Raw genomic sequence first — 22972 nt, forward strand, 5'->3', positions numbered from 1 at the left:
GATGAGCCACTGGGTCCTCACGCCGTAACAATCTCCTTGCCTGCGTGTGGGCACACCCATCTCATCCTGCGAACGCAGGCAGGATGGCGCAGCACGCGCGGGTCTATGAGGGCGTTGTTGAAAGGAATGTCAGGGGCCGGGTCAACGGACCACATCCGGGTCGGCAAAACGGCTCGCGACTCCTGAGCGCTCAGGACTGGCCGCTTGCGGCCGATTGCTCTTTGCCGGCGTGCGAAGGGAGGGTCCAGGGCGCAGAACCGTTCAGGTTTCGGCGCAGCCGACCCTTGACGCTCCCGAGCACGCAGGCTGGTCGGACTGCTCGGAACTGGGATCCGAGGAGATTGCCGCCGGACTCCCCTCCTTCGCCGCTGCCTCGCCATGTCTGGCGAGGCAGTCAGCGCTGAGAATGCGCGCTCCACCGCCGCCTTCACCAAGAACTGCTGCGCCAGCAGATGTTCGCGAACCCGTCTTTCAATCTTCGCATCCAGCGTCGCGGGGTTTTCGTGCGCATCCGTCACGGGTTGCACACCGCGACGAGGGCCTTCCCCTTGAACGGTTACTCGGGTGCATCCTCATCCTCTTGAGGCAATTCTGAGTTCATCGCTAGCGTGTCTTTGAACTTCCGCAGAGCGCTTGAAGCCCCAGTCTGGTGATGAGGTACGGGCCGCCCTTCACCGAGGAGACGAGCTTTCGCCGCTTCAACTGCTGGAAGACCTCCAGCGTGCAGAGCGACAACTGCCAGCCCTCTGGCGTGACACACGCCACATGGGTCAACTTCCCGTTCTCATCCTTGTGCTTCAGAATACGCCCGCCCTGAGCCAGCACGTTCAGGACGCGCAGCTCCTTGCGTGAGACGTTCACGGAGGAATCCTACCAATTTGATGCGGGAGAGGGGCACACGACGCCCCCTTCGGCTGTTTCAGCAGCCGATGTCCGCCCAGTGTGTGGGCGGGGCCTCAGGGTGATCTAGGCCTCCTGCGCATCAACCTCGAACGTCAGCGGTTTGCCTCGTGGTAACGAGGGGACCGTGGGTTGTCAAGTGACAGGGCCCGCATCCCTGGCGAATACTTCGGAGGTAAGCGTTCAGGGGGGCGGTTACAGAAGGAACATGCCAGTAGCCGGCGGGAGGCTTGTCGCTCGCTGATGCGGCGTGGCGCCCCCCTCCTTCGTATGCGTTGCAGGCTCTATGGGCCCACCCACCGCAACATCACTGCGATGTCGCGGCATCCATCCAAGACCGAAGGAGTACAACGTGAGCAGGCCGATTACTCCAGACATGAGAGTGACTGGCCAATTCTGTGGCCAGGTCCGCTCCCCAGCCCATTGGCCACACCACGAACAGCGCGTCAGCTAATCATGGTTTGCAATCTCGCCGTCTCTCCGCCGATCAGCAGCAGGAGTGACGCCTTCGGGCAGCACGACTGCCGCCTTGTCAGGACCGGGGCCTGGGCTCGGTGTGGAGAAGCGCCGGAGCATTCGCTCCAGCAACATGGGTGCTCCGCCTCGCAAGTACGACACCGCGATGACACCCGCGAACCCAGCGAACGCCACCCCCATGGCGGCTAGCGCGGAGAGGCGGTTGCCGTAGCCCGCGACGGAGAGCCCCACCAACAACAGCACATGGCCCAGATACCAGGTCAACGCCAGACGTCCCGTGGACACCAGCGCCTCCCGAATGCATCGCGGGACGTGGTTCCCCAGGACGAAACTGCCACCCAGGACCAAGCTGGCGATACCCAGCGCGGAGAGCATGAACAGCGGCATGGAAGGAAGGGAGTGCGTGCCGAGGAGCGCCGCTACGACGGTTGCTCCCAGGCGCTCGCCCATCGCGCTTTGAATCGCGACCTTCACCAGCCCCGCAGAGACGAACTCCGACAGAACGAACAGACAGATGCCCGCCCACAGCATTCGCCACTGCGTGGCCCTGTCGCGCCAGTCGAGACGGGCCAGCCGCAGGCCCAGCACGAAGAACGCCAACCAGGGGAGCAAGGGACGAAAGCCATCAACCACCAGGTTGAGGGCAAAGCCGGATGGAGTCCAAAGGCCCCGGTACGTGAGCGTTGCCCAATCCCAACGGGCATCCCAGTCCACGAAGACGGCCGCGAGCGGAGAGATGAGGATGAGCGCGGCCACAAGCCCCGAGAGAGCCTTGGATGACCAGCGGTGCAACCACGGCGAGGCCAGGAGCGCGACGCCGTAGAGCCGCAAGATGTCGCCGGGCCACACGATGAGGTTGAGAACTCCCAGCACCCACAGGAAGAGGGCTCGACGCCACAGCACGCGGCGTGAGTCGGTGGTTTCCCTCCGCGAGAGAAGCTGCCCCACTCCCAGGCCCGCCAGGAGGACGAAGGTGGCGGCGGCGCGCCCTTCGGTCAGGTTGAACACGATGCGCTCCCAGCCCGATAGACCCGAACTGGGAGGCCCCAGGACGAGGAACGCGTGCACCACGAACATCCCGCAGATGGCGCAGGTTCGAGCGATATCAATGCCCTGAAGCCGCTCCGAGGGATTCGGGGTCATCGTGGGCGCGCCTTCCTGGCGCCAGCGAGGTGCCCCGTGCCATGGCCGTGAAGCAGCGTCTCGTGAAGCGTTCGAGCGGCATCGTTCGCGGCGAGGTCACCTTGGGCGACCGCCGTCCAGGCCGCGTACAGAAGCGCCTCGAAGGTGGCGAACAGCCACGCGCTCGGGAGGTCCTGGCGCAGCACGCCTGCGTCCCTGGCGCGCAGCAAGATGCGCATGATTTGTTCGTCCACCCGGGCTTCGGCGGCCTTGAGCGAGGGCTCCTGGCTCAGCTCGGAGACGACCAGGAGGAACCGGAGCCTGTCGCCCCATGGGGCCAGTGCGCCCACCAAGGACTCCAGAGCCACATCGGGAGTCTGCCGCTCGAACCGGTGCGCCTTCAACGCCTGTTCGAGCTGCACCAGCGAGTCCAACCCCGCCTCGCGGAGGAGTTCCTCGCGAGAGCCGAAGTACCGGTGAAGTGTCGCCCGTCCGACCCCCGCGGACCGGGCCACATCGACGAGTGGCGCGGAGGGGTCCACCGCGAACGCACGAGCCGCCGCGCTCAAGATGCTCGCTCGAGTATCCGAGCCAGACACGACAGGCGGAGTTGCACTGATTCTTTTTCGTTCCACATGAGACACTTTAGTCTCACCCAAGACGTAAAGCAAACCTCGGGCCCGCGCACGCTCCTGTGCCTACCCAAAATTCGGTCGCTGCTTCATGGGGGCATCGAGTCTGCATCCCGCGTTGCGACCAGGCGGGCGAAGACACCGGCGCGTAGCTTTGAGCGCCGCCACCACCACGCTGGGACCAGGGGTCTCCGCCTCCCGCAGAGTGCGGACCATCTGCTCCTCGATAAGCCTGTGCTTCCTCTCGACCGACCTACCTCCTGGCCGCGAGGACGCTCTCACTCTTCGACGGGTCCGAAAATTGGGGAGCAGCTCAGTGCGCCTGGTGGGGTTCCCTATCAGTCATTCCTGATGGCGCTTCCACTCGTCGTATAGTCCATGCTCGTCCGCCGGGCGCAGAGGCCGCAAGGCGAGGGACTGGGCTTGGGGCCCGCGGGCCAACTGCGCGTAGAGCGACGCAGTGGAGAGGCCGAAGGCTTCGCCCTCCTCGTTGGAGTAAGCGAAATAGGCGCCCTGGATTCCGCACAGGTGCATGGCGGCCAGACACATCGGGCAGGGATGACCACTGGCATAGACGACGCAGCCGCTCAGGCTGGCGCTACCGAGGCTCTGGCTCGCTCTGCGAATGGCCAGAAGCTCGGCGTGGGCGGTGGGATCCTTCGTCTGATTGACCTCGTTGACCGCGCGCGCGATCACCCGACCGTCGCGCACGAGCAAGGCCCCGAACGGACGGCCACCGGACTTGACGTTGGTGCGAGCCAAGGCGATGGCCTCGCGCATGAATTCTTCGGCGGACGGCTCCATCAGCGACCTCCAGCGGCTACGAGCATCTTGGCAATCGCGTCTTGTTTGCGCTCGCGGGCGTGTTGGAGCGGCGTGACGCCGTTTCCGTCCGCCAGGTTGACGTCGGCACCGCCGTCAATCAGGAGGCGTACGATCGCCTGGTGACGTGGCCCGCCGTCGCTGAGCAGGATCGCCTCGAGCAGTCCAGTCCAGCCCAGGCGATTGGTCGCCAGCAAGAGCGACGTGTTGCCCGCGGAGTCCCGGGCGTCTACGACCGCCCCCTGGCGCAGCAGCTCGGAGACCGCCGCCGCATCGCCCTTTTCCGCGGCCTGAAAGAGCGCCTCGGGAGAGCCGCCGTTCCCCGCTCCCGCAGAAGCTGCGCAGGCCATCGTGAACAGCGTCATGAGCATCACCCTCCAGATGTTCGCCAGGGGCACGACTTCACCTCCTGGCGAGGTGCGCTAATCCCCGGCCATTTCATATGAAAACAAAATACTAGAATGCCCCATAGTGGAGTTCTGAATAGTTCGACCGAGAGCTCTTCGTGGAGACCCCCGCATGCTCGATCTCTTCTTGCTGCGAAGCTTCGTCGCGGTCGCCGAAACGGGAAATTTCACCCGGGCCGGCGAACGCCTGCACCTGACCCAATCGACCGTCAGCCAGCAGCTCATCCGCCTTGAGCAGAGCCTGGGTTGCCGGCTGCTGAACCGCAGCCAGCGTCACGTAGTGCCCACGGAAGAGGGGGAGCGCCTGCTTGGCTATGCGCAGCGGATCCTTCGCCTGGCCGAGGAAGCGACCGTCGAGTTGAACCCCAGCGGCAGCGGCGGTGTGTTGCGATTAGGCCTGCCCGAGGATCTCGGGGGCGAAGCGCTGATGCCGCTGCTGACGCGCTTCGCAGCCGAGCGACCGCGCCTGCGTCTAGAGGTCGAGTGTGGGTTGAGCCACCACCTCTTGCGCCTCTACCGCAACGGCGAGCTCGACCTGCTGCTGGTCAAGCAATGGGGCGCCGACAGCGACGCCCAGGGGCGCTGGGCGGAGTCCCTGTGCTGGATCGACAGCGCGACGCAGCCGGTGACGGCAAGGCACCAGGGTGGAACGGATGCTCTGCCGCTGGTGGCGTTCCCCGTGGGGGCACTCTATCGGCAGGACATGATCCACGCGTTGGAGAGTCGCGGGCGTGCGTGGCGGATTGGCTACTCGAGTGCCAGCCTCGCGAGCCTCTGCGCGGCGGTGAGCGCTGGACTCGGCGTCAGTCTGTTACCTGCGAGTAGCGTGCAGTCCGGCCACCGCGTACTGGGCGAGAAGGATGGCTTTCCTGCCGTAGACGGGCTCGAGCTTGCCCTCTACGCCCGTTCGAATCTCGGCGCCGTCGGCCGTACCCTGCGCGACGAACTGTCCGACCTTTGCACCCAGCGTGCAGAAGCTGCGGCTCGTGTTTGCCTAGGGACAGGGTGAAGGCCGCCGTCATGCGCGTGGATTCTGATAGGGACCGAGGCCCGCGCAAGGCGAAGCGCCACACGCGGGCCCCGGGACGACCGGTCTCAGCAGAACCAGCCGTTCTGCACCTGGCCGTCCACGCCACAGTCGCCCCAGGCGTGGCCGGAAACCCACTCGCTGCCGCCGCTATACACGGTGAAGGTCTTCCCGCGAGTCAGCGTACAGGTCGAGCCGTTGGGGCGGTGCACCGTCAGGTCGACAGCACAGACCGTGAGCCGCTTCCCGTTGTCCCACGTCTGCGCGTAGTAGTACGGGCCCGCCATCGCAGTCACCGTGCCCTCGCCATCCTTCTGCGGCGCGGTCGCCACTGGCACCTCCTGCAGGGTCTCCGGAGCTTGCTCCTCGCCTCCACAGCCAACGAGAAGGGCAGTCGCAGCGAGGATGGATGCAATCAAACGCATGGGTGTACTCCAATGAGGGGGCGCACATACCAAGCCGGCAAATCCGGCTATACCAGTTTACGACAGGATTTGATTCCTGCCAATGCATCCGAAGTCTGGGTGGCTCCTGGAGCGACCTTTTTCTGACAATTCAATAGGCACCTATTCCTAACGCCTTGCGTTGGAGATTTTCGGGCACTGCGTCATATCCCAGCTTTCTCGGCGAAGGCGTCTCCACGCATGCGCTTCCACTGAGGTGTGGGCTCATCTCCAATCGGGAGTGTTGCCAATAACGTGCTGTCTTCCGACGAAGTTCACCGTTGAGGCGTCTCGATACGAGCGCGTTCGTCAGGAACATGCGCACGCTGGCGGAGTTCGTCACGCGCACGACGACCGACTGCACCGCGTGGAACTACTGATGCTTCATTGACGCCACCTTCCCGGGTTGGGGGCGCGGCGGGCTTCGTGCTCGGGACTCCTCCGCTGGTGTCCCGCATGTCCGATATGGCGGTGCCTGGCATGCGTTTGACCGGCACCTCGAAGGCTCCAGGTGTATCCCATGACAAAGACACACAGGCCCACCTTGCTGCTGGCCATGGTGCTGCTGGCGTGTGGGGACCCATCCCTCACAGAGCCTGCCTCCTCGGAGCAGTCTGTGGTCGCCCTCGAGACCGCGGCGGAGCCAGAGGACATCCTCGCCCGGCTCCAGTCCATTCCCGGGCTCAGCGTTGTCCTCGAGCAGCCCTCGCCCTTTCCGGGCACGCGCTTCTTCCTGCTACAGCTCGAGCAGCCCGCAGACCACGAGCGTCCTCACGGAGAGCGCTTCCAGCTCCGGATGACGCTCCTTCACCGCTCGGTGGACGCGCCCATGGTGCTCTCCACCGAGGGCTACATGCTGGCGCCCAGGCCCTGGCAGGCCGAGCCCACCGCCTTGCTCGGTGCCAACCAGCTCTCCGTGGAGCACCGCTTCATGGGGACATCCGTGCCGGCATCCCGGGATACGCGGCTGCTCACCATCTACCAGGCCGCGAGCGACAGCCACCGCGCCGTCCTGGCCTTCAAACCCCTGTACCCCGCGCGCTGGCTCTCCACCGGAGGCAGCAAGGGCGGCGTGACGGCCGTGTATCACCGCTATTTCTACCCGGATGACGTGGACGCCACCCTGCCGTATGTCGCGCCCAGCAACCATGGGCTGCGCGACGTGCGCTACGTCCACTTCCTCGCGAAGCTGGGGGATGCGGACTGCCGCGCGAAGCTGGAGGCCTTCCAGCAGGACGTGCTGCTACGCCGCGGGGAGCTGCTGCCCTTCGTGGACGCGCTAGGTATGAAGTGGAACACCGGCTTCACCGTCGTGGGCGGTCCGGACCGCGCGCTGGAGTTCTCCGCCGTCGAGGCATCCTTCTACTTCTGGCAGTACGGCACCGCGTCCGCTTGCGCGAGCATTCCCGCCCCCGGCGCGCCGGCGGCGGAGACATTCGCCTTCCTGGACGATGTCGTCGGCGTTGCCTTCACTTACTCGGACCGATTCATCGCCCCCTTCGAGTACGCCTACTACCAAGCCGCGACGCAGTTGGGCTGGTCGCGCTACCCCGCGAATCATCTGCGAGGGCTTCTGCGCTACCCAGGGGAGAACACGCCCGACGTGTACGTGAGCTTCCCTGTGACGGAGCCGTTCGACATGAGGGCCATGCTGCGGGTGGAGCACTGGGTCCGCAACCACGGCAAGCGGATGCTCTTCATCTACGGGGAGAATGACCCGTATTCCGCCACGGCATTTTCCGTGCGCGAGGGCAACGACTCGTTCCGCTTCTTCGCTCCGGAGGGCAACCACGGTGCGAGCATCGGCGGCCTTGCCGAGCCCGAGCGGGCCCTCGTCCTGGAGCGCCTCTTCACGTGGATGGGGATGAGCGTTCCCTCCGCGGAGGTTCGCGCGCAGGCACTCGAGCACGCGACCGAGGCGGCGACTTCGAAGCGCGCTGCGTCATGGGTACCACGAGGCCACCTTCAGCGACGCGTCCAACCGCAGGACGATGGCGGAGTCACTCCAAGCCCCTAGGGCCCGCCGGTGATGCCCACCCCTCACGGTGGGCGCCAGGGAACTGAACCTCACGACAGCGGACCCCGTGCTTCAGGAGGCCCCATGGCGGAGCCCCTCCGTGATGGGGGGCTCTACCCTCACTCCAGGCCCGTGACGCCCGCGCTCAGAAGCAACTCTTCTGGCCCAGGAGGGACGTGTTCGTCTTGAACTCACAGGCGCAGTTGCTCACCATGCACTTGAACGAGGCGGACTCCTCACACAGCGACTCGACCTTGCGCCAGGCGACGACGGGCCTCTCCCAGGTCAAATCCTTCGTATAGAGAACGCCGTTCTTGACCGCGAAGGCGTGCTCCCAGGTCCAGGATTCGTTCGCGGTTTCATTCTCGGTGTTTGAGCAGCGGCTCGTGATGGTCATGACCAGACGGTCGTTCTCCACCTTCCAAGTCCCCAGATCGTTCCTCAAGTCCGCCTCAATCAGGAGGACGGACTTCCCCTTGATGAGCATGGCAAACGGATAGCTGGAACCGCTCTCCCTGCGATAGAGGCCGTCGCTCAGCTTCCCCCCGTTCAGCGGGGGAGCATCCGTCACCTCCGCGCCGTCCGCATCCCACGTGCTGCACCAACTCACGGTGTCACACTTGAGCGCGGAGTCCGAGCCGCCTCCGCCTCCGCCTCCGCCTCCGTCCCCCTCCCCTTCGCTTGAGTCGCCACACCCCACCACCAGCATGGACAGAAGCACCAGGTACCGTGTCGCCGCCTTCATGTCGTCCTCCCAGGAGTCCTCAGGGAGCCCCCATGCCCCCCTACTGACTGGAAGAGACAGGCCGTGCGACACCGTTGCGTGAAATCGACCAACATTGTTGCAGCCCCCCGGGACGGCGGCGCCGTTGATGGGCCGCGGAGAAGCTGCGGAAGCTCTCCGACACAGAGGTGCCCGGCGGCAGCGTGTCGGGGCTGGCTCAGCACCAGGTGGACTCCGCATCCGTCGCAGTAGGTGCATCCCGGCTCTGTTACCGTCGCGCTGCCATGATTCTCGCGCGTCAGCCTCGGAGCCCCACTCTGGCTCCTCTCGTGGAATCCCTCTGGACATACGACGGGCAGCTCGCCCACGGCTTCGAGCGCATGCTGCCGTCTGGCCGTATGCAGCTCCTCGTCAATCTTCATGAGGACGCGTTCCGGGACTACAGACTCGATGGCCGCCTTGCACACAAGACTCGTGGTGTAGCGATTCAGGGCGCCCACGCCGCACCGAGAGTCGTCGACACTGCCTCCCAGCGCTCCATCTGCGGGGTGAGCTTCGCCCCCGCGAGTGCGTCGCCATTTCTAGGCGTGCCGGCCTCCGAGCTTACCGGGAAGCTCATCGACCTCTACGAAATCTGGGGGCGTGACGGCCCCCTCCTTCGTGAGCGCCTGCTGCAAGCCCCCACTCCCGCGGCCCGGCTCGACGTGCTCGAGGCGGCGCTGCTCGCACGGGCACGCTCGTCGACGCCTCGCGACGAAGCAGTGGCGGTCGCGTGCTCGCTGTTGATGGGCGGCGCGAGCGTCCGGGCTGTAGGAGTTCGACTCGGCCTTTCGCCGCGCCGGCTCATTGAGCGGTTTCAAGTACATGTCGGCATCAAGCCCAAGCTCTTCGCGCGCATCGCCAGGTTCCAGCGCGTGCTCGAATCGACCGGAGGGGAGCTGACCTGGGCCACCCTGGCCGGTGAGCACGGGTTTTCGGACCAGGCCCATCTGGTCCGCGAGTTCAGGGCATTCTCGGGAGCCACTCCCGTCGCGTATCGCCCTCGGTCGGATGAGGCCCGGAACCACGTACCTCTCGACGAGCGGCAATTTCCTTCAATACGAGGCGGGCCGCCCCGGGGCACATTGCGCCAATGTCCCCAAACGAAACCCTGACCGAAGTCCAACCGCGTCCCCTTGAGGACCGACCGTACGGCAAGCGCGAGGGTCGCGTGCGCGACCTGTTCAGCCACATGTGGCATCTCGGCAACCAGACGGAAGCGCTCACGGGAGAAGCGCCTCGCAAGCAGAGGGTCCCATCGAAGCACGACAAGGAGGGGCAGTCGTGAAGGTCCTACGTATCGTCACCAATGTGGGCGCGACGACGCCAGCCGCCGCCAAGCGATTCTACCGGGACGTCCTCGGGCTCGACGTCCTGATGGACATGGGGTGGATTGAAACCTACGGCTCAAGCGAAACGATGACTGTGCAGATTAGCTTCATGTCGCAAGGGGGCTCAGGCGCACCAGTGCCAGACATTTCCATCGAGGTCGACGACCTCGATGCGGCCCTCACTCGGGTGAAGAAGGCGGGAATCCCGATAGAGTATGGACCGGCTGACGAGCCCTGGGGCGTGCGCAGATTCTTCGTGCGCGACCCCTTCGGACGGCTGGTGAACCTGCTCATTCATCAACGTTGAGCCATGCGGGGCTTCGAGCCGCACGCGGTGCTGGCTACGAGCACGGCGGAACCTGCCGCCACGGCTCACGCACAACCGACTCGTGCTGGAGAGCCTCCTGAGCCGAGATTTTTGGGACGCCGGTAGGCACCTCCCCTCTTTCTCCTCGAACACATGGGCAGCCATCCGCCGGCTGGCGGATGGCTCGATGCCGTCCACGCCCATCGCGAAGCGAAGAGAGGAATCTCCACATGCCGCCGCCCCCTGTCCGCCGAGACCCGCCGAAGCCGCCGCCCGTCAAGCCTCCGCCCGCGCCCCTACAGCCGCCCAAGTCGAAGCGCGCGCCGGCCACACAGAAGCCCGTCCCGGCGGCGACACAGCCGCCCAAGGACTCCTTCAAGCCCACGAGCCCCGGGACGACGCCCCCTCGGGTGCAAATGGGGCCCTACGTCCCCGGGCATGAGCCCAAGAACGACAAGCCCCAGACACAGCCAGCTCCCGCGGCCCCAAAGAAAGAGGAGCAGGAGTCGAAGGGTCTCGAGAACTGGGAGACGTATCCCAAAGCGCTGGACACGAAGGTAACAGCCCGCCAGCAGCTCCAGGATGGCAAGGACCGAGTCCAGACCTGGAAGGACAACCGAAGCGCGGGGCACGGTCTCGCGAAGACCATGAAGGAGGGCGTGAAGGACAACTTCGTCAAGTCCATCGAGGGCGGCAAGAACCCAAAGGACCTGGACAATGGCCTAGGGAGGCTGGGCAAGGCCAACACGGCCATCAAAGGCGGCGTCGGCGCCTACACCCTCGTCGATGAAAAGGTGAGTGATGCCTACAAGGCCCTCGCCACCGGGGGGCTGTCGAGCAGCAATCCCCAGGAGCGCAGCGAAGCCCTGGATGCGCTCGCCAGTGCGGGCAAGACCTCCACCGAAACTCTGAAGGCGGGGCTCGAGACAGCACGAGACCTCGAGAAGTACGGGAGCGCGACCCGGGCTGCCAACTTGGCCCTCAAGGCCGCCGCCCCGGACCTGGGCCTCAAGGGGCGGCTCAAGATTGCTCACAACCTCTCCATCAAGGCGTTCAACCATGCGGACGCCGGGGATGTGGGCACCGCTGAGAAGTTCGAAGCGCTCAAGAAGGCCAGTCGGTCCTCCACGACGGACATCGCCGCCGAGGCGCACGGCGAAAGCAACAACAAGGCACAGAAGCGGCTCAACCAGGGGATCAAGACAGGCGCCGAGAAGACCGCGGACAGCGCGTTCGACGCGGCCATCGAGAAAGGCGCCAAGGCCGCAGGCGGAAAGCTGGCCAAGGTAGCGGGACGATTCGTGCCAGGCGCGAACGTCGCCGTCGCCGCCTTCGACATCGCCACAGCCATCGCGACGTCCAACTCCAAGGACGCCAGCCCAGGCAAGAAGATAACAGCGTGGACAACCGCCGCAGGCTCCGTGCTCGCGGCCACGAACATCCCGGTGGTGAGTCAGGTCGGCGCGGCCTTCTCTACTGTCTCCGACCTCGTCGGAAGCTTCTTCTAGGAGCCCTCCATGCACTCGCCTCCTGACAAGTCCAACCCAGGCCAGCCGCTCTCGATTGGGGAGTTGCAGGGCATGGGGCTGTTGAACCAAGCGCCGGGAGCGGTCGCCTTCCGCAATGCGACGAGCCCTCGACTTCCGCTCCCCCGCGAGGCCCCTTCGCTGGAGGAACTCCGGGTGAAGATGCCGGAGCTCGGGAGAATTTCGCCCGAGGCCATCCTCGATCGCTTCGCCACGCTGTGCCGCGCGGTGGCGCCACGCAGGGAGCGCGAGCCGGGCGAAGCCGTTGACTCCGGAGACGACGTGCTCCTGGACGTCGTCGGCTTCGCCAACGGAAGGCTCATCCCGTTCTCCGCCCGCGCGGGATGGCGGACGGAAGCCACACCCGACCCGCTGCTCCCCGGCTTCTTCGAAGCCCTGGTGCAGGCCCGGGTTGGCGATTCCGTCGCGGTGGACCTCGTCCTGCCTGATGACTACGCGGTGGAGTCCCTCCGTGGCGTCCCTGCTCGCTTCGACGTGAAGGTGAAGGCGGCCTACCAGGTGACGCTCCTGGGGGAGTCCTCTCCAGAACTCTTCGCCGCGCTGGGACGCGGAGGCACGCTCGACGAGGTCATGGAGTCCATCGCCGGGGAACTCATCGCCCAGCGGGACGCGCGGTACTTGTGGGACTTCCAGGACCACGTGATGAGGGAGGTGGCTCGGCGCACGCATGTCGAGGTGCCACGGAGCCTCATCGACGAAGAAATCCGCCAGCGGTGGGCCGAGGCCGAGTATCCAATCCTGGTGGGCCTGGGCCTACCGAACGAGCGGGTCCGGGAAGGACTTGATGGGTGGCTGCTCGACGACTCCACCCGGAGCGAAGTGGAGTACCGGCTGCGGCTGGCGCTTGGGCTTCGGGCCATCGCCGAAAGAGACCACATCCAGTCCGATCGGGAGTCCGCGGAGGAGCTGTTCAGCAGCCTCGCGGAGAGAACCCAACTGAGCCGTGGTGAGCTGGGGCGCCTGCTCCAGTCCGACAAGAACCTCGGCCGGAGGTTCGACACGCTGACGATGCACACGGCGGTCGTCAGCCACATCCTGTCCAAGGCCGACGTTTCGCGGGAGTAACGGCAAGGCCATCGGCCTGGGGGCGGAGGGAGAAGGCGCTCGGCTCGAAGAATGGGGGGGAAGAGCACGTCCGGGGAAGACGGCCTCGACGGCGGCGCAAGGCCCCCCACACCTTCGCTCCCGGTGTCACCGCTTGCATTGGAGCATTGAGCCATCCATGCCGAGAGACGAACCGTAAAGGCAGACTTGGGCTTGCCCTGATTCCGTGGCGCTCCCGCACGTGATGTGATTCGCGAGCGAGGGTTCAGGCGGTGTCGGGCTCCTCCTTCACCACGGCCTTGATTGTCCTTTGCCGAACACAGTGAACCGCACAGCGACAAGGCAGGAATTCGCCCACGCTGGACTCACGGAACGTCGGAAGCCTCTCTCGGGAATCAAGAATTGAGTGAGGTCCATCTCCGCTCCGTCGCGAGTCAACGCAGTCCTGCCCGTGCCATCGAGGGCAAAGAGGGAATGGGGCAACCTGCGTCCCAAAATTCCCTGGTGACCTGCCTGCACGCACATTCAAGCTCCCGAGCTCTGCTATGTTCGGAAAGCCGGAATGCGTTGCGGAGTCCTCACCCATGCAGTCGTGCCCCCAGGAAACGACGCTGACGGACTTGATTGCCGGGCTGCTTTCCGAAGCGCACCGGGCCCAAGTCCTGGCACACGTCGAGACCTGTGCCGACTGTCGGTGGACACTGGCAGCGGGAGTGGGCACTCAAGCACCCTCCAGCGCTCCGTCTGCCCCTGGGGAGGCGAATTCCCAGCCACTGCTGCTTGGCGCCAGGCTCTCCCGGTATGTGGTGCGAGAGTGCCTCGGCGCTGGCGCCATGGGCATCGTGTACGCGGCGGATGACCTAGAGCTCGGTCGCCGGGTGGCCCTCAAGGTGTTGCGCCCCAAGGGAAGCCAGCGAGAGGAGCTGCAGCAGCGGCTGCTGCGCGAAGCCCAGGCACTGGCCCGGCTCTCACACCCCAATGTCGTCACCCTCTATGACGTGGGCGCCTACGGAGACGGTGTCTTCCTGACCATGGAGCTGGTGGAGGGCACCACCCTGGCGGAGTGGATGAAGGAGCCGCGTCCCTGGAAGGAGGTGCTCCGGGTCTTCCTTGAAGCCGGCAAAGGACTGGCCGCCGCGCACGCCGCGGGACTGGTGCACCGCGACTTCAAGCCCGCCAACGCCCTCATTGGGAAGGACGGGCGGGTCTTCGTGACGGACTTCGGCATCGCCCGGCTCCTCCACCAGGAAGAGGGCGCATCGCACCAGGAGCACATTGAGGCCCCTGTCACTCCCACGGGTCGGCTCACCCGGACGGGCCAGGTGCTGGGCACGCCCGCCTACATCGCCCCGGAGTTGGTGCGAGGTCAGCGCGCGGATGCCCGCTCCGACGAGTTCAGCTTCTGCGTGGCGCTCCACGAGGCCCTCTTTGGGGCGCGCCCTTTCCAAGGGGAGACGATGCAGGAGCTGGTCCTGGCCGCGCAGCAAGGGAGGATGAGCCCTCCGAAGCGCGAGGTGAAGGTCCCGACCCGGGTTCGACGCGCCATCTTCCGGGGGCTCAGCCCGAAGCCCGAGGATCGCTTCCCCAACATGCAGGCGCTGCTGGCGGCCCTCGCGCCACCGCCGCACCGGAGACTGGTGCCGCTTCTCGTCACGACGACCGTGGCCGGAACGATGGGCATCCTCGCGGCCTACGGGACGACGGCGCAGCGGCGCGATGACAGCTGTGCGCGGGAAGCGGAGAAGCTCGCGGTGGCATGGAGCCCCGCGCGGCGCGAACGGATCCGCACAGCCTTCCTCGCCACCGGCATGACCTACGCAGCCCAGGCCTGGAAGCAGTTCTCGACGGTGATGGACGCCCACACCGCTCAATGGCAGGCGCTTCGCACGGAGGCCTGCCTGGCCGCAACCGGCGACACCGCGGACCAGGCCAGGCAGACCGCCGCGTGCCTCGATGCGCGGCTCTGGCAGATCGCCGCCGTCACGGAGGTGCTGGAAAAGGCGGACGCGCAGACGGTGCAGAACGCGCGCCAACTGACGGCCTCCCTCGAGGGTCTCGTCGGATGCCGCGATACGCCCGAACTCACCAGCCGTCCCCAGCCGCCCGACGACCTCCGCTCCCGCGTGAATGCGGCGCGGCACAAGCTGGCGCAGGTCCGGGCCCACATCGTGTCACACCGGTTCACCGAGGGCCTCGCGGTGACGTCAGCCCTGCTCGAAGAGCAGAAGGGGCTCGGCTACAAGCCGCTGGAGGCGGAGGTATTCCTGGCCCACGGCACCATCCTCGGGGGCCTCAACAAGCCGAAGGAAGCGGAGGCATTCTTCTACCAGGCCCTGTGGGCAGCCGAGGCCGCGCGTGACGACGAGACGGTGGCATGGGCCTGGCTGGAGCTCATCTGGGCGGTGGGCGAGGAGCAGTCCCGCCCCGACGAAGCGGAGAAACTCATCCAGCACGCTCGGGCCGCCGTCGAGCGGCTGGGACGGGAGCGCTTCCCGGACATCACGACGGAACTGCACACGCGCCTGTCGTCGCTGCGAGAGGCGTACGGCCAGCTCGCCGAGGCGGAGCAGGAGGCGCTCCAGGGACTGGAGTTCTCTCGGAGGAGGAATCACCCGGACAGCCTCCGCACGCCCAACCTCCTCCATCAGTTGGGACGCATCCGCTTCGGCCAAGGCCGCCATGAAGACGCGCTGAAGCTCCACCGCGAGGCCCTGGAGCTGCGCGAGCGCATCCTGGGCGCTGACAATCCGGCCCTCGTGACGTCCTACAACCGGGTCGCCACTGCCTCGCTGGAGGTGGGCCGGTACACCGATGCCGTCAGCGCCTGGCGCAAGGCCCTGGCCCTTCAGGAGGCATCCTCCAACCCGGAGACCACCCCCATGGCGACGGTTCTGCTGAACCTCGCCGTGGTCTCGCGCGTCGCGGGTCGACTGGAGGAGGCACGCTCCATGGCTGAGCGGGCGCGCGCCATCTTCGAGCGGGCCCGGGGCCCCAACCACGTCACCGTCATCTTCGCGCTCTCAGCGCTGGCAGACATCTCCAGTGATGCGGGCCAGGGCGACGAGGCGCTGGGCCTTGCCACCGAGGCCCTGGAGCGCATCCAGCGTTCACTGGGCCCGGACACGCCACGCGCCGCCCTGCCCCTGACAGTCCGAGGACAGGTGTACCTGAAGGCGGGCCGCCATGCCGAGGCACGACGCGACCTGCTGGACGCGCTCCAGCGGCTCGAGAAGGAACATGGCCCGGAGGGCGGGAAGACGGTGAGCGTGCTGCTTCCCCTCGCCGAGCTTGCCCTGGCGACCCGGGCTTCGAAGGAGGCGCTCGCGTACTGCGAGCGGGCGAGGAAGGTCACCGAGAAGGCGGGTGGCGCGGAGTCCCCGGACGGCGCCAGCGCCCTTGCCTGCGCTGGGGAGGCGCATCTGGCGCTGGGCACCTCGGCGGAGGCGGTCCCCCTGCTCGAGCGCGCCCGGCGCATCCAAACCCAATGGGGTGAAGTCAAAGACCCGCGGGTCGCCGGCAAGACCGCCTTCCTCTTGGCCCGGGCGCTCATGGAAACGCGCGCTTCCCCGGAGCGGGCGCGGGCGCTGGCGCTGGCCGAGGAGGCCCGGATGCGGCTGGAGTCCGTGGGGGTCCGGGGCCAGTCGGAGCTCCAGACGGTGCTGGCCTGGCAACGGCGTGAGGCGAAACGATGAGCGACGAACAGCGAACAGGCTCCCTGGCGGCGCTGCTGCGGGCGTCCGTGTCTCGGGAGCAGCGGGCCGAGCTGGAGGCCGAGGAGGGATTCGAGGCGCTGCTGGACACGCACGTCGAGGCAGCGCGGACCCAGTGGCCCACGTTCTCACTCCCGGCAGAGACCTTCGTGCGGCACCTGGCCCGGCACCTGCCTGTGGGAAAGGCCGCGGAGGTGATGCGCATCCTCCAAAGTGCCGACCTGTATCTCGCGTGCGCCTGCGCCTCCGGGGACGAGGCGGCCCTCAAGGCCTTCGAACAACACGTCCTCCGGCACGTCCCTGCCCGGCTCGGGAAGGTGTCGCCGCCCCTGGTGGAGGAAGTGCTGCAGATGCTGCGCGAACGGCTGCTGGTGGGCAGCAGCAACACGCCACCGAGGATTGCGAGCTACGGGGGGCGAGGGCCCCTGCGGACCTGGGTGAGCATCATCGCCGCGCGCATCGCCTCGGAGTTGATGGGCCACGACGAGCGCCATCAGCTCGTCGCGGAGCCTCCCGAGGAACTCGCGCGGATGCTGGCCCCGAGCGACCCCGAGTACGCGCTGCTGCGCGAAGATGCGCGCCAGCTCCTCGTCGAGTCGCTCCGAAAAGCGGTGGCGGTGCTCTCCGAGCAGGAGCGGACCCTGCTGCGCTTGCATCATTTCCATGGGTTCACGATGGACCGGCTGACGCTCATGTACGGCGGTTCGCGCTCCGGCGTCGCGCGCAAGGTCGCCGATGCCCGCGAGCAACTGCTCGAGCGCGTTCGCATGGAGCTCGCGCCAAGGATGAAGCAGGACCAACTCGCCCTGGAGAGCCTCCTGGGACTGGTCAGCAGCCGACTGGACATCAGCCTGCTGGGCTTGCTGGCCTGAAACCCCTGGCGCCCATCTGCCGTCGGGCGCCCGACTGCCGGCGCTCCTGACGCACCGGCGTCCTGCCGGCTTGCCAGGGCAACGCCGCCGCCAGCGTCGTCTCCGGAGATTTTTGGGACGTCGGTGGGCCACCTCCCTCTTTCTCTTCGATTGCAGGGGCAGACACGCATCGACTCGCGCAGGACGTACGCACGTCGGGCATGCCTCATGCCCGGCCCTCCAATCACGTGCGCGGCGAAGCCCCATCAAGAGGAGATGTCCCATGGGTTCAGTGACAGCGGTCGGTGGTTCTGGTGCTCCGAAAGTCGACCCCGCCGAGGCACAGCGCCGCGCGGAGGAGGCCCGGCAGAAGGCGGAGGCGGCGGCCGTCGAGGAATCCAAGACGCCCCCCTGCAGTCAGAAGGACATCGACAAGGTCAAGCCGACGAAGAACGAACTCGACTCGGCCTTTGAGGGCACGAGTCGAAAGGCGGAGTTGGAGAAGTTGCTGGGATTGACGCCCCCGCCCCCGCAGGAAGTCATCCAGACTGTCGGGAGCGGCGCAGCGCCCGGGGTTCCGTTCGACGCAATGAAAACGCTGGACGCGCAGGCCGTCGCCCATGGCCCCTTTGGGCAGACATCCACGGGCTCGTCCACCGATGCCTGGTTCCACCAGCGACAGGGCTCCAACACTGGGGTGGTGCCTTCCGACGCGGCCCCCGGAAACACCGTTCCCATCATGCCGTCCCCGGTGACGTCGAAGCAGTAAACGACGTCGGACGCCATGAGCGAGAGGACATCATGCCCCCTTCCATCTACGACAATGCAAGAGTCGTTGTGTCGAGCGGCCTGTCGCGACATGACACCTGCGTCTGGCTCATGTGCATCGGGCTCTCCCTTCTCCCCCTGAGCGCCCGAGGCGATGTCTCTCCAGACGTACACCGCTGTGCGGTATCCATCCACCAATTGATAGGGAACCTCGAGTACGAGCAAGCACTTGAGCAGGTTCTCCACGGCAAGGCGATGTCGAAGAAGCCTGAGGATCAGGTTGTAATGTCGCTCTACGAGGGCGTCATCATCGTGGAGATGAGTGGGCGGTTGAGCGACGCCGAAGCCACCTTCAAGGCGGCCCTCTTCTTGAACCCCGCTGCGAAGTTGCCGCTGCTGGTCTCACCCAAGCTGAAGCGGCACTTCGAATCGGTGCGCCAGGATGTCCTGAGCGAGCTGGCCGCGCGAGGAGTCAATCGTGAGCCCCTGAAGATGGAGGCCCCCACAGAGGCTCAGCGGGTTCAGGCGCCACGAGAGCCGCTTCCCACGGTGGCCTCGGGACTCCCGGAGTCTTCATCGTCTCCAGTGCCGGAGGTATCCGGCTCGCACTCCTCATTGCGAGACCGAGCGCTCATCCCCGCGGTGGCGGGAGGAGCCCTCGTCGTCACAGCGGGCGTCTTCTGGGGATTGGCGGAGGGAAAGAAGTCGAAGCTGGCGCACAAGGCGCAGCACATCGGCTCACAGGCCGAGGCCAGGAGCGTGGCCAGCAGCGCGCGCGGGCTGCAGACAGTCTCCGTGGGGCTGCTGGTGGGAGGCCTGGTGGGGCTGGGCGCCGCCACGGGAATGTACCTGCTGGGGTCGCCAGAGAAGCAAGGCTCCCTACAATTCGGGCTGGATGGGACGTCCGCGTTCGTGTCTGGAAGGTGGCCATGAAGCCCCTGCGTCGCTCGACAGTCCTTGGATTGCTGGTGCTCAGCGTCCATCTCGCTGCGTGCCTCGACGTCGACGAGGCGGTGGTCCAATTCTGCAAAAGTAAACCTGGCGCATGCCTGGATGACGCATCGGATGCGGGCCCTGATGGCAATGGCAGTCTGGATGGAGGTAACGATGGAGGTGGCCCGGGCGGCGAGGACGGTGGGCCGCACGGCGGAGGGGATGGCGGTTCGGACGCAGGCGCTGACGGGGGACCTCCGGATGGCGGGCGCGAACCGCCGGGGTGGAAGTCGGTGGCACCGATGCAGGCGCGGCGCATAGGGCATACGGCCACGAAACTGGGAGATGGTCGGGTGCTCGTCGTTGGTGGGAGTAGCTCAGGCAACACCCCCACGAACACCACGGAGCTCTACACCGTCTCATCAAACAGTTGGCGTCCTGGGCCAGACCTCGAGACGGCGCGCATGGACCACACCGCCACCCTTTTACCGAATGGAAACGTATTGGTGGTCGGTGGCCGGGGCCCCGGTGGTGACGCGCTGGACAGTGCCGAAATCTACGATGCGGATGCGAATGAGTGGACTCCTGCCAGTCCCATCCCACTCGGAGCACGCGCCAGCCATGCCGCCGTCCTGCTTCCCTCAAGGAAGGTGCTGGTGGCGGGTGGCGGGAACTCGCATCTCGACGGGCTGAACACCGCCGCGCTCTATCACCCGGACACCGACTCCTGGACAGATGCAGGGAGCATGAATGTCAAACGCAACGTACTGACACTCACCCTCCTGGAAGCGGGCGTGGTGGTGGCCATTGGTGGCTTCAATGCTGCTGGAGCGGAGACGACGGCCGAGGTCTACGACTCGTATCAACCAGAGGCGGGATGGCGACTCCTCCCGGCACAGATGGAACATGGGCGCCACGGGCACGCCTCCACACCGCTGCCTTCTGGAAGAATCCTGGTGACCGGCTCCCTCGAGGGGTCACCTGGGAGGGTCCTCAAGGCAGCGGAACTCTTTCAATTGAGCAGCACTTCGTGGAAGCCCGAGGCAGAAATGATGGAAGCCCGCTTCTTTCACACGGCGACCGCATTGCCCTCAGGCGAGGTGCTGATTGCGGGCGGGTACTCCAGCCCCTACGCAATGCCACGTGCCTCCGCGGAGATATTCCGGCGGGATGGCTCCTGGGAGTTCATCGCCCCCATGTCATCGGCGCGCGTCAATCACACGGCCACATGGTTGGAATCAGGGAGTGTGCTCATCATCGGGGGTACCGACGGCGGTGCCGTACTGAACACCGCCGAGCGGTATGTCCCCTGACGCCTGTGCCTGTCTCGTATTCGGTCGCTGCGTAGTGAGCTGCAAAGAACCCGCTTCTCCGGAGTCATCCCATGGCCAAAATCACAGCCCCCAAGCCGCAAACCACCACCAGGCCCACGGAGAGCAAGCCGCGGAGCCCCCAGACTCAGGCGCAGCGGCCGACTCCCTCCGGGCACACAGACACGTCTAGCTTTGGCAAGGCTCCCAAGGACTTCTCGCAACTGGGGGCGCCCACGCCGAGCCCTCGACCACAGGACCCGCCTTCGACTCCGCCCGCCAAGCCTCCGGAGAAAAAGCCGACGACACCCCCGAAGGAGGAGACAGACGCCACGGAGCCGAAGAAGGCTCCCACGGGGAAGGAAGCGGCACAGCGTCTTCAGGACAAGGACCGATACATCGGTAGCGTGGGGCGGAACGAGCGGACCCGCGAGTTCGCCGAGATCATCCAGCAGCACCAGAACGATCCGGAGTATCTCAAACAACTCTACGCAACGTTAGGAGACAAGGACAGCAAGGAGTTGATTTCCAGCGCATCCGCGCAGATCGCCCATGACCAGAAGGGGCTCTACAAAACAGATGCGGAGCAGACGGCGGCGTTGAAGGCGCTCGCCAAGAGCACGGGCTCCGCGCCGCCCAACGTGGTGAACGAGCTGGCACGCGAAGCGGCCAAGAGCCAGGTGCCAGACGCCATGGTCTCAGTGCTCAAGCAGCCGGAGACCCCGGAGTCCGTTCGTCGCACGTTCTTGAATGAATCCGGCAAGACTGCGGACAAGAACACCATCCAGGCGCAGAACTTCGCGGACGTACTCAATTCAGACCCCAAGCTCATCCAGAATTACGGAGCAGAGCTGGGGAGAGACAAGTTCGTCGCAATCCTCGAGAAGGGACTGCAGCAGCCACCGCACAACAACAGCTTCTCGGGCCGAGAGCCCACCAGGTCGGACGGCGCGGTCAAGATACTTGGGCAGGTGCCAGACCTGTTCAAGGGGCCGGCGTATTCGGACCTCCGTGCGAACATCTTCCGCGTGGGAGCCAACGCGTTGGGGGACAAGACCGACCCCGCCCGTGCGACCCAACTGGAAGGGCTCAAGAAGATCTTCCGCGCGGACCCCTCGGGCATCATCAATGAATTGACGAACAATTCGGGTGGGCCCAACAGCGCCTACGACGACACGCTCCAGGCGCTTCCGAAGTTCTTGCGCGATTCGATCGTCAACGGCTCGGGCAAGGACCCGGGGTTCGCGAAGTTCGTCAAAGAGGACTTGCCCAAGCAACTCCGCGCAGGGGCGCTCAACCCCGCAACCGCGGGTGGAAAGCCCCCCGTCAATGACCATTACGCGCGCACGCTGGGGAGTCTCACGGGAGCCTTGGTGGGAGCGTATGGACTGGAGATCAAACGCACCGAGAACGCGGGGCAGTTCAAGAAAGACCTGGCGGAGACCATCGCGGGTGTGGCGTTGGCGCCATTGGGTCCTGCGGGCGAGGCCGGGAAAGTCGCGCTGAAGAACTTCATCGCGGACGTGCTCTCCAGCAAGGACACGTCCTGGACGGAGCAGCTCCGCGAGATCTCCGCCGCCGTGAAGGACAAAGCCGCGGCGGGGCTCCAGAACTTCGACAATCGCAAGGATGCCAATGGGAGGGACATCTCGGGCGGCAAGGATTGGAACACCCAGACAGAGCAGCAGTTCGAACTGGGCTATGACGCCATCCTCGAGCGGCTCCGCCTGTTGAGTGCCAATTAGCGCGACAGTGCAGTTTGAGCCGCGCGCCACGTGCTCGGTCGTGTGTCGGCCCTCAAGCGCCTCGTTCCCCTCCAACGGGAAGTTCCTCGAAACCACTGCTCCCAGGGGTGGTTGACAAGGAACGCGAGTCAGCGCCGGGCGGGAGGGATGCTCACCTCCGTCACGCCTCGGGCGTCGAGCTGGAGGACGGTAGGCGCGCGCTCGCACTCCCACGTGGTGACGTTGGCGAAGCACGTGTCCCCTTCGCGCCACAGCCCGCCGTCGTCGTGGATGTGGCCGAACAGGTGTAGCCGGGGACGCACGGCGAGCACGCGCTCGCGCAAGTCCGTACAGCCGCCACGTCCCCCCACGGAGGAGCGGTCCCCGAAGCCCGCCGGAGGCCCGTGGGTGATGAGCACATCCAGTCCCTCGGGGATGGCCGCCCACTTGTTGGCGAGGGCGGCGCCCCGGGGCAGGTTGAAGGCCCAGTCGTTGTAGGCCGGCTGCCAGGGGCTCCCCCAGAAGCGCAGGCCCGCCACCGTGGCCTCGCTGTCCTGCAGGTAGACAACGTCCTCGCCCAGAAGCGCCCGGGCCTCGCCTGGCGAGTCGGCGAAGGCCCAGTCGTGGTTACCCGCGACGATGACCTTGTGACGATAGGGCAGGCCGCGAATCCACGACGCCGCCCGAGCGAGTTCGTCCAGGTCCCCCGCGCGGCACATGTCGCCAGCGTGGACGAAGATGTCGCCCGGGGGCATCACGAGTTCGTCGTGGAAGAGGTGCGTGTCTGAGACGGCGACGATGCGCATCCTCGCATCATGCCTCGCCGCCGCCGCCTAC

General features: G+C 66.1%; 20 protein-coding genes. 12 read left to right on the forward strand and 8 right to left on the reverse strand.

What is annotated here, in order from left to right:
• Window positions 1-603: 603 nt before the first annotated feature.
• From FMP39_RS03905 to FMP39_RS03930, 5 genes are all read right to left on the reverse strand, one after another.
• Complete coding sequence (locus tag FMP39_RS03905; RefSeq protein WP_141588665.1) at window positions 604-861, reverse strand: YjhX family toxin; 258 nt, start codon at window positions 859-861, stop codon at window positions 604-606.
• 489 nt (window positions 862-1350) lie between these two features.
• Entirely contained in the window at window positions 1351-2520 is a 1170-nt protein-coding gene (locus tag FMP39_RS03910) for a DUF418 domain-containing protein (protein WP_141588666.1), read from the reverse strand.
• Window positions 2517-3068 (reverse strand): TetR/AcrR family transcriptional regulator, encoded by a 552-nt coding sequence (locus FMP39_RS03915; RefSeq protein WP_194858229.1) that lies wholly within the window; start codon window positions 3066-3068, stop codon window positions 2517-2519. The genes FMP39_RS03910 and FMP39_RS03915 overlap by 4 nt, the downstream gene beginning before the upstream one ends.
• Before the next feature lie 405 nt (window positions 3069-3473).
• The gene (locus tag FMP39_RS03925) at window positions 3474-3935 is read right to left on the reverse strand and encodes a nucleoside deaminase (RefSeq protein WP_141588669.1); all 462 of its coding nucleotides are present in this window, start codon (window positions 3933-3935) and stop codon (window positions 3474-3476) included.
• On the reverse strand, window positions 3935-4351 hold the full coding sequence (locus FMP39_RS03930; protein ID WP_228557632.1) for an ankyrin repeat domain-containing protein: 417 nt from the start codon (window positions 4349-4351) through the stop codon (window positions 3935-3937). Before FMP39_RS03930 ends, FMP39_RS03925 begins: the two co-directional genes overlap by 1 nt.
• 121 nt (window positions 4352-4472) lie before the next feature.
• Between FMP39_RS03930 and FMP39_RS03935 the strand changes: the two genes are divergently transcribed.
• Window positions 4473-5369 (forward strand): LysR substrate-binding domain-containing protein, encoded by an 897-nt coding sequence (locus FMP39_RS03935; RefSeq protein WP_141588670.1) that lies wholly within the window; start codon window positions 4473-4475, stop codon window positions 5367-5369.
• A gap of 86 nt (window positions 5370-5455) precedes the next feature.
• On the opposite strand, the gene FMP39_RS03940 is transcribed toward FMP39_RS03935, so the two are convergent.
• A complete protein-coding gene (locus tag FMP39_RS03940) occupies window positions 5456-5812 on the reverse strand; it encodes a hypothetical protein (RefSeq protein WP_228557633.1) in 357 nt (118 codons plus the stop codon).
• Window positions 5813-6350: 538 nt separating this feature from the next.
• Here FMP39_RS03940 and FMP39_RS03945 point away from each other — a divergent pair.
• The gene (locus FMP39_RS03945; protein ID WP_228557634.1) at window positions 6351-7847 is read left to right on the forward strand and encodes a S28 family serine protease; all 1497 of its coding nucleotides are present in this window, start codon (window positions 6351-6353) and stop codon (window positions 7845-7847) included.
• Between the two features lie 145 nt (window positions 7848-7992).
• Here the strand turns inward: FMP39_RS03945 and FMP39_RS03950 are convergent, their stop codons facing one another.
• Window positions 7993-8592, reverse strand: coding sequence for a hypothetical protein (locus FMP39_RS03950; protein ID WP_141588671.1), 600 nt, complete (start codon window positions 8590-8592; stop codon window positions 7993-7995).
• A gap of 308 nt (window positions 8593-8900) precedes the next feature.
• Between FMP39_RS03950 and FMP39_RS03955 the strand changes: the two genes are divergently transcribed.
• From FMP39_RS03955 to FMP39_RS04005, 10 genes are all read left to right on the forward strand, one after another.
• Window positions 8901-9725 carry an AraC family transcriptional regulator gene (locus FMP39_RS03955; protein WP_228557635.1) on the forward strand — a complete coding sequence of 275 codons (825 nt, stop codon included), beginning with the start codon at window positions 8901-8903 and terminating at the stop codon, window positions 9723-9725.
• Between the two features lie 169 nt (window positions 9726-9894).
• Entirely contained in the window at window positions 9895-10248 is a 354-nt protein-coding gene (locus FMP39_RS03960; RefSeq protein WP_141588673.1) for a VOC family protein, read from the forward strand.
• A 659-nt stretch (window positions 10249-10907) separates the two neighbouring features.
• Window positions 10908-11756 carry a cell wall anchor protein gene (locus FMP39_RS03970; protein WP_228557636.1) on the forward strand — a complete coding sequence of 283 codons (849 nt, stop codon included), beginning with the start codon at window positions 10908-10910 and terminating at the stop codon, window positions 11754-11756.
• Between the two features lie 9 nt (window positions 11757-11765).
• Window positions 11766-12860 (forward strand): peptidylprolyl isomerase, encoded by a 1095-nt coding sequence (locus FMP39_RS03975; protein ID WP_141588674.1) that lies wholly within the window; start codon window positions 11766-11768, stop codon window positions 12858-12860.
• Window positions 12861-13384: 524 nt separating this feature from the next.
• Window positions 13385-16531 (forward strand): tetratricopeptide repeat protein, encoded by a 3147-nt coding sequence (locus FMP39_RS03980; protein ID WP_141588675.1) that lies wholly within the window; start codon window positions 13385-13387, stop codon window positions 16529-16531.
• The gene (locus tag FMP39_RS03985) at window positions 16528-17421 is read left to right on the forward strand and encodes an RNA polymerase subunit sigma-70 (protein WP_141588676.1); all 894 of its coding nucleotides are present in this window, start codon (window positions 16528-16530) and stop codon (window positions 17419-17421) included. The genes FMP39_RS03980 and FMP39_RS03985 overlap by 4 nt, the downstream gene beginning before the upstream one ends.
• A 262-nt stretch (window positions 17422-17683) precedes the next feature.
• Complete coding sequence (locus FMP39_RS03990; protein WP_228557637.1) at window positions 17684-18169, forward strand: hypothetical protein; 486 nt, start codon at window positions 17684-17686, stop codon at window positions 18167-18169.
• Between the two features lie 254 nt (window positions 18170-18423).
• Complete coding sequence (locus tag FMP39_RS03995) at window positions 18424-19101, forward strand: hypothetical protein (RefSeq protein ID WP_228557638.1); 678 nt, start codon at window positions 18424-18426, stop codon at window positions 19099-19101.
• A 302-nt stretch (window positions 19102-19403) separates the two neighbouring features.
• Entirely contained in the window at window positions 19404-20414 is a 1011-nt protein-coding gene (locus FMP39_RS04000) for a kelch repeat-containing protein (protein ID WP_228557660.1), read from the forward strand.
• 404 nt (window positions 20415-20818) lie between these two features.
• Complete coding sequence (locus FMP39_RS04005; RefSeq protein WP_228557639.1) at window positions 20819-22156, forward strand: transposase; 1338 nt, start codon at window positions 20819-20821, stop codon at window positions 22154-22156.
• Between the two features lie 128 nt (window positions 22157-22284).
• Here FMP39_RS04005 and FMP39_RS04010 read toward each other — a convergent pair whose 3' ends face one another.
• The gene (locus FMP39_RS04010) at window positions 22285-22941 is read right to left on the reverse strand and encodes a metallophosphatase domain-containing protein (protein ID WP_141588680.1); all 657 of its coding nucleotides are present in this window, start codon (window positions 22939-22941) and stop codon (window positions 22285-22287) included.
• Window positions 22942-22972 lie beyond the last annotated feature (31 nt).

The organism is Myxococcus sp. AB056, assembly GCF_006547365.1.
GTDB lineage: Bacteria > Myxococcota > Myxococcia > Myxococcales > Myxococcaceae > Myxococcus > Myxococcus virescens.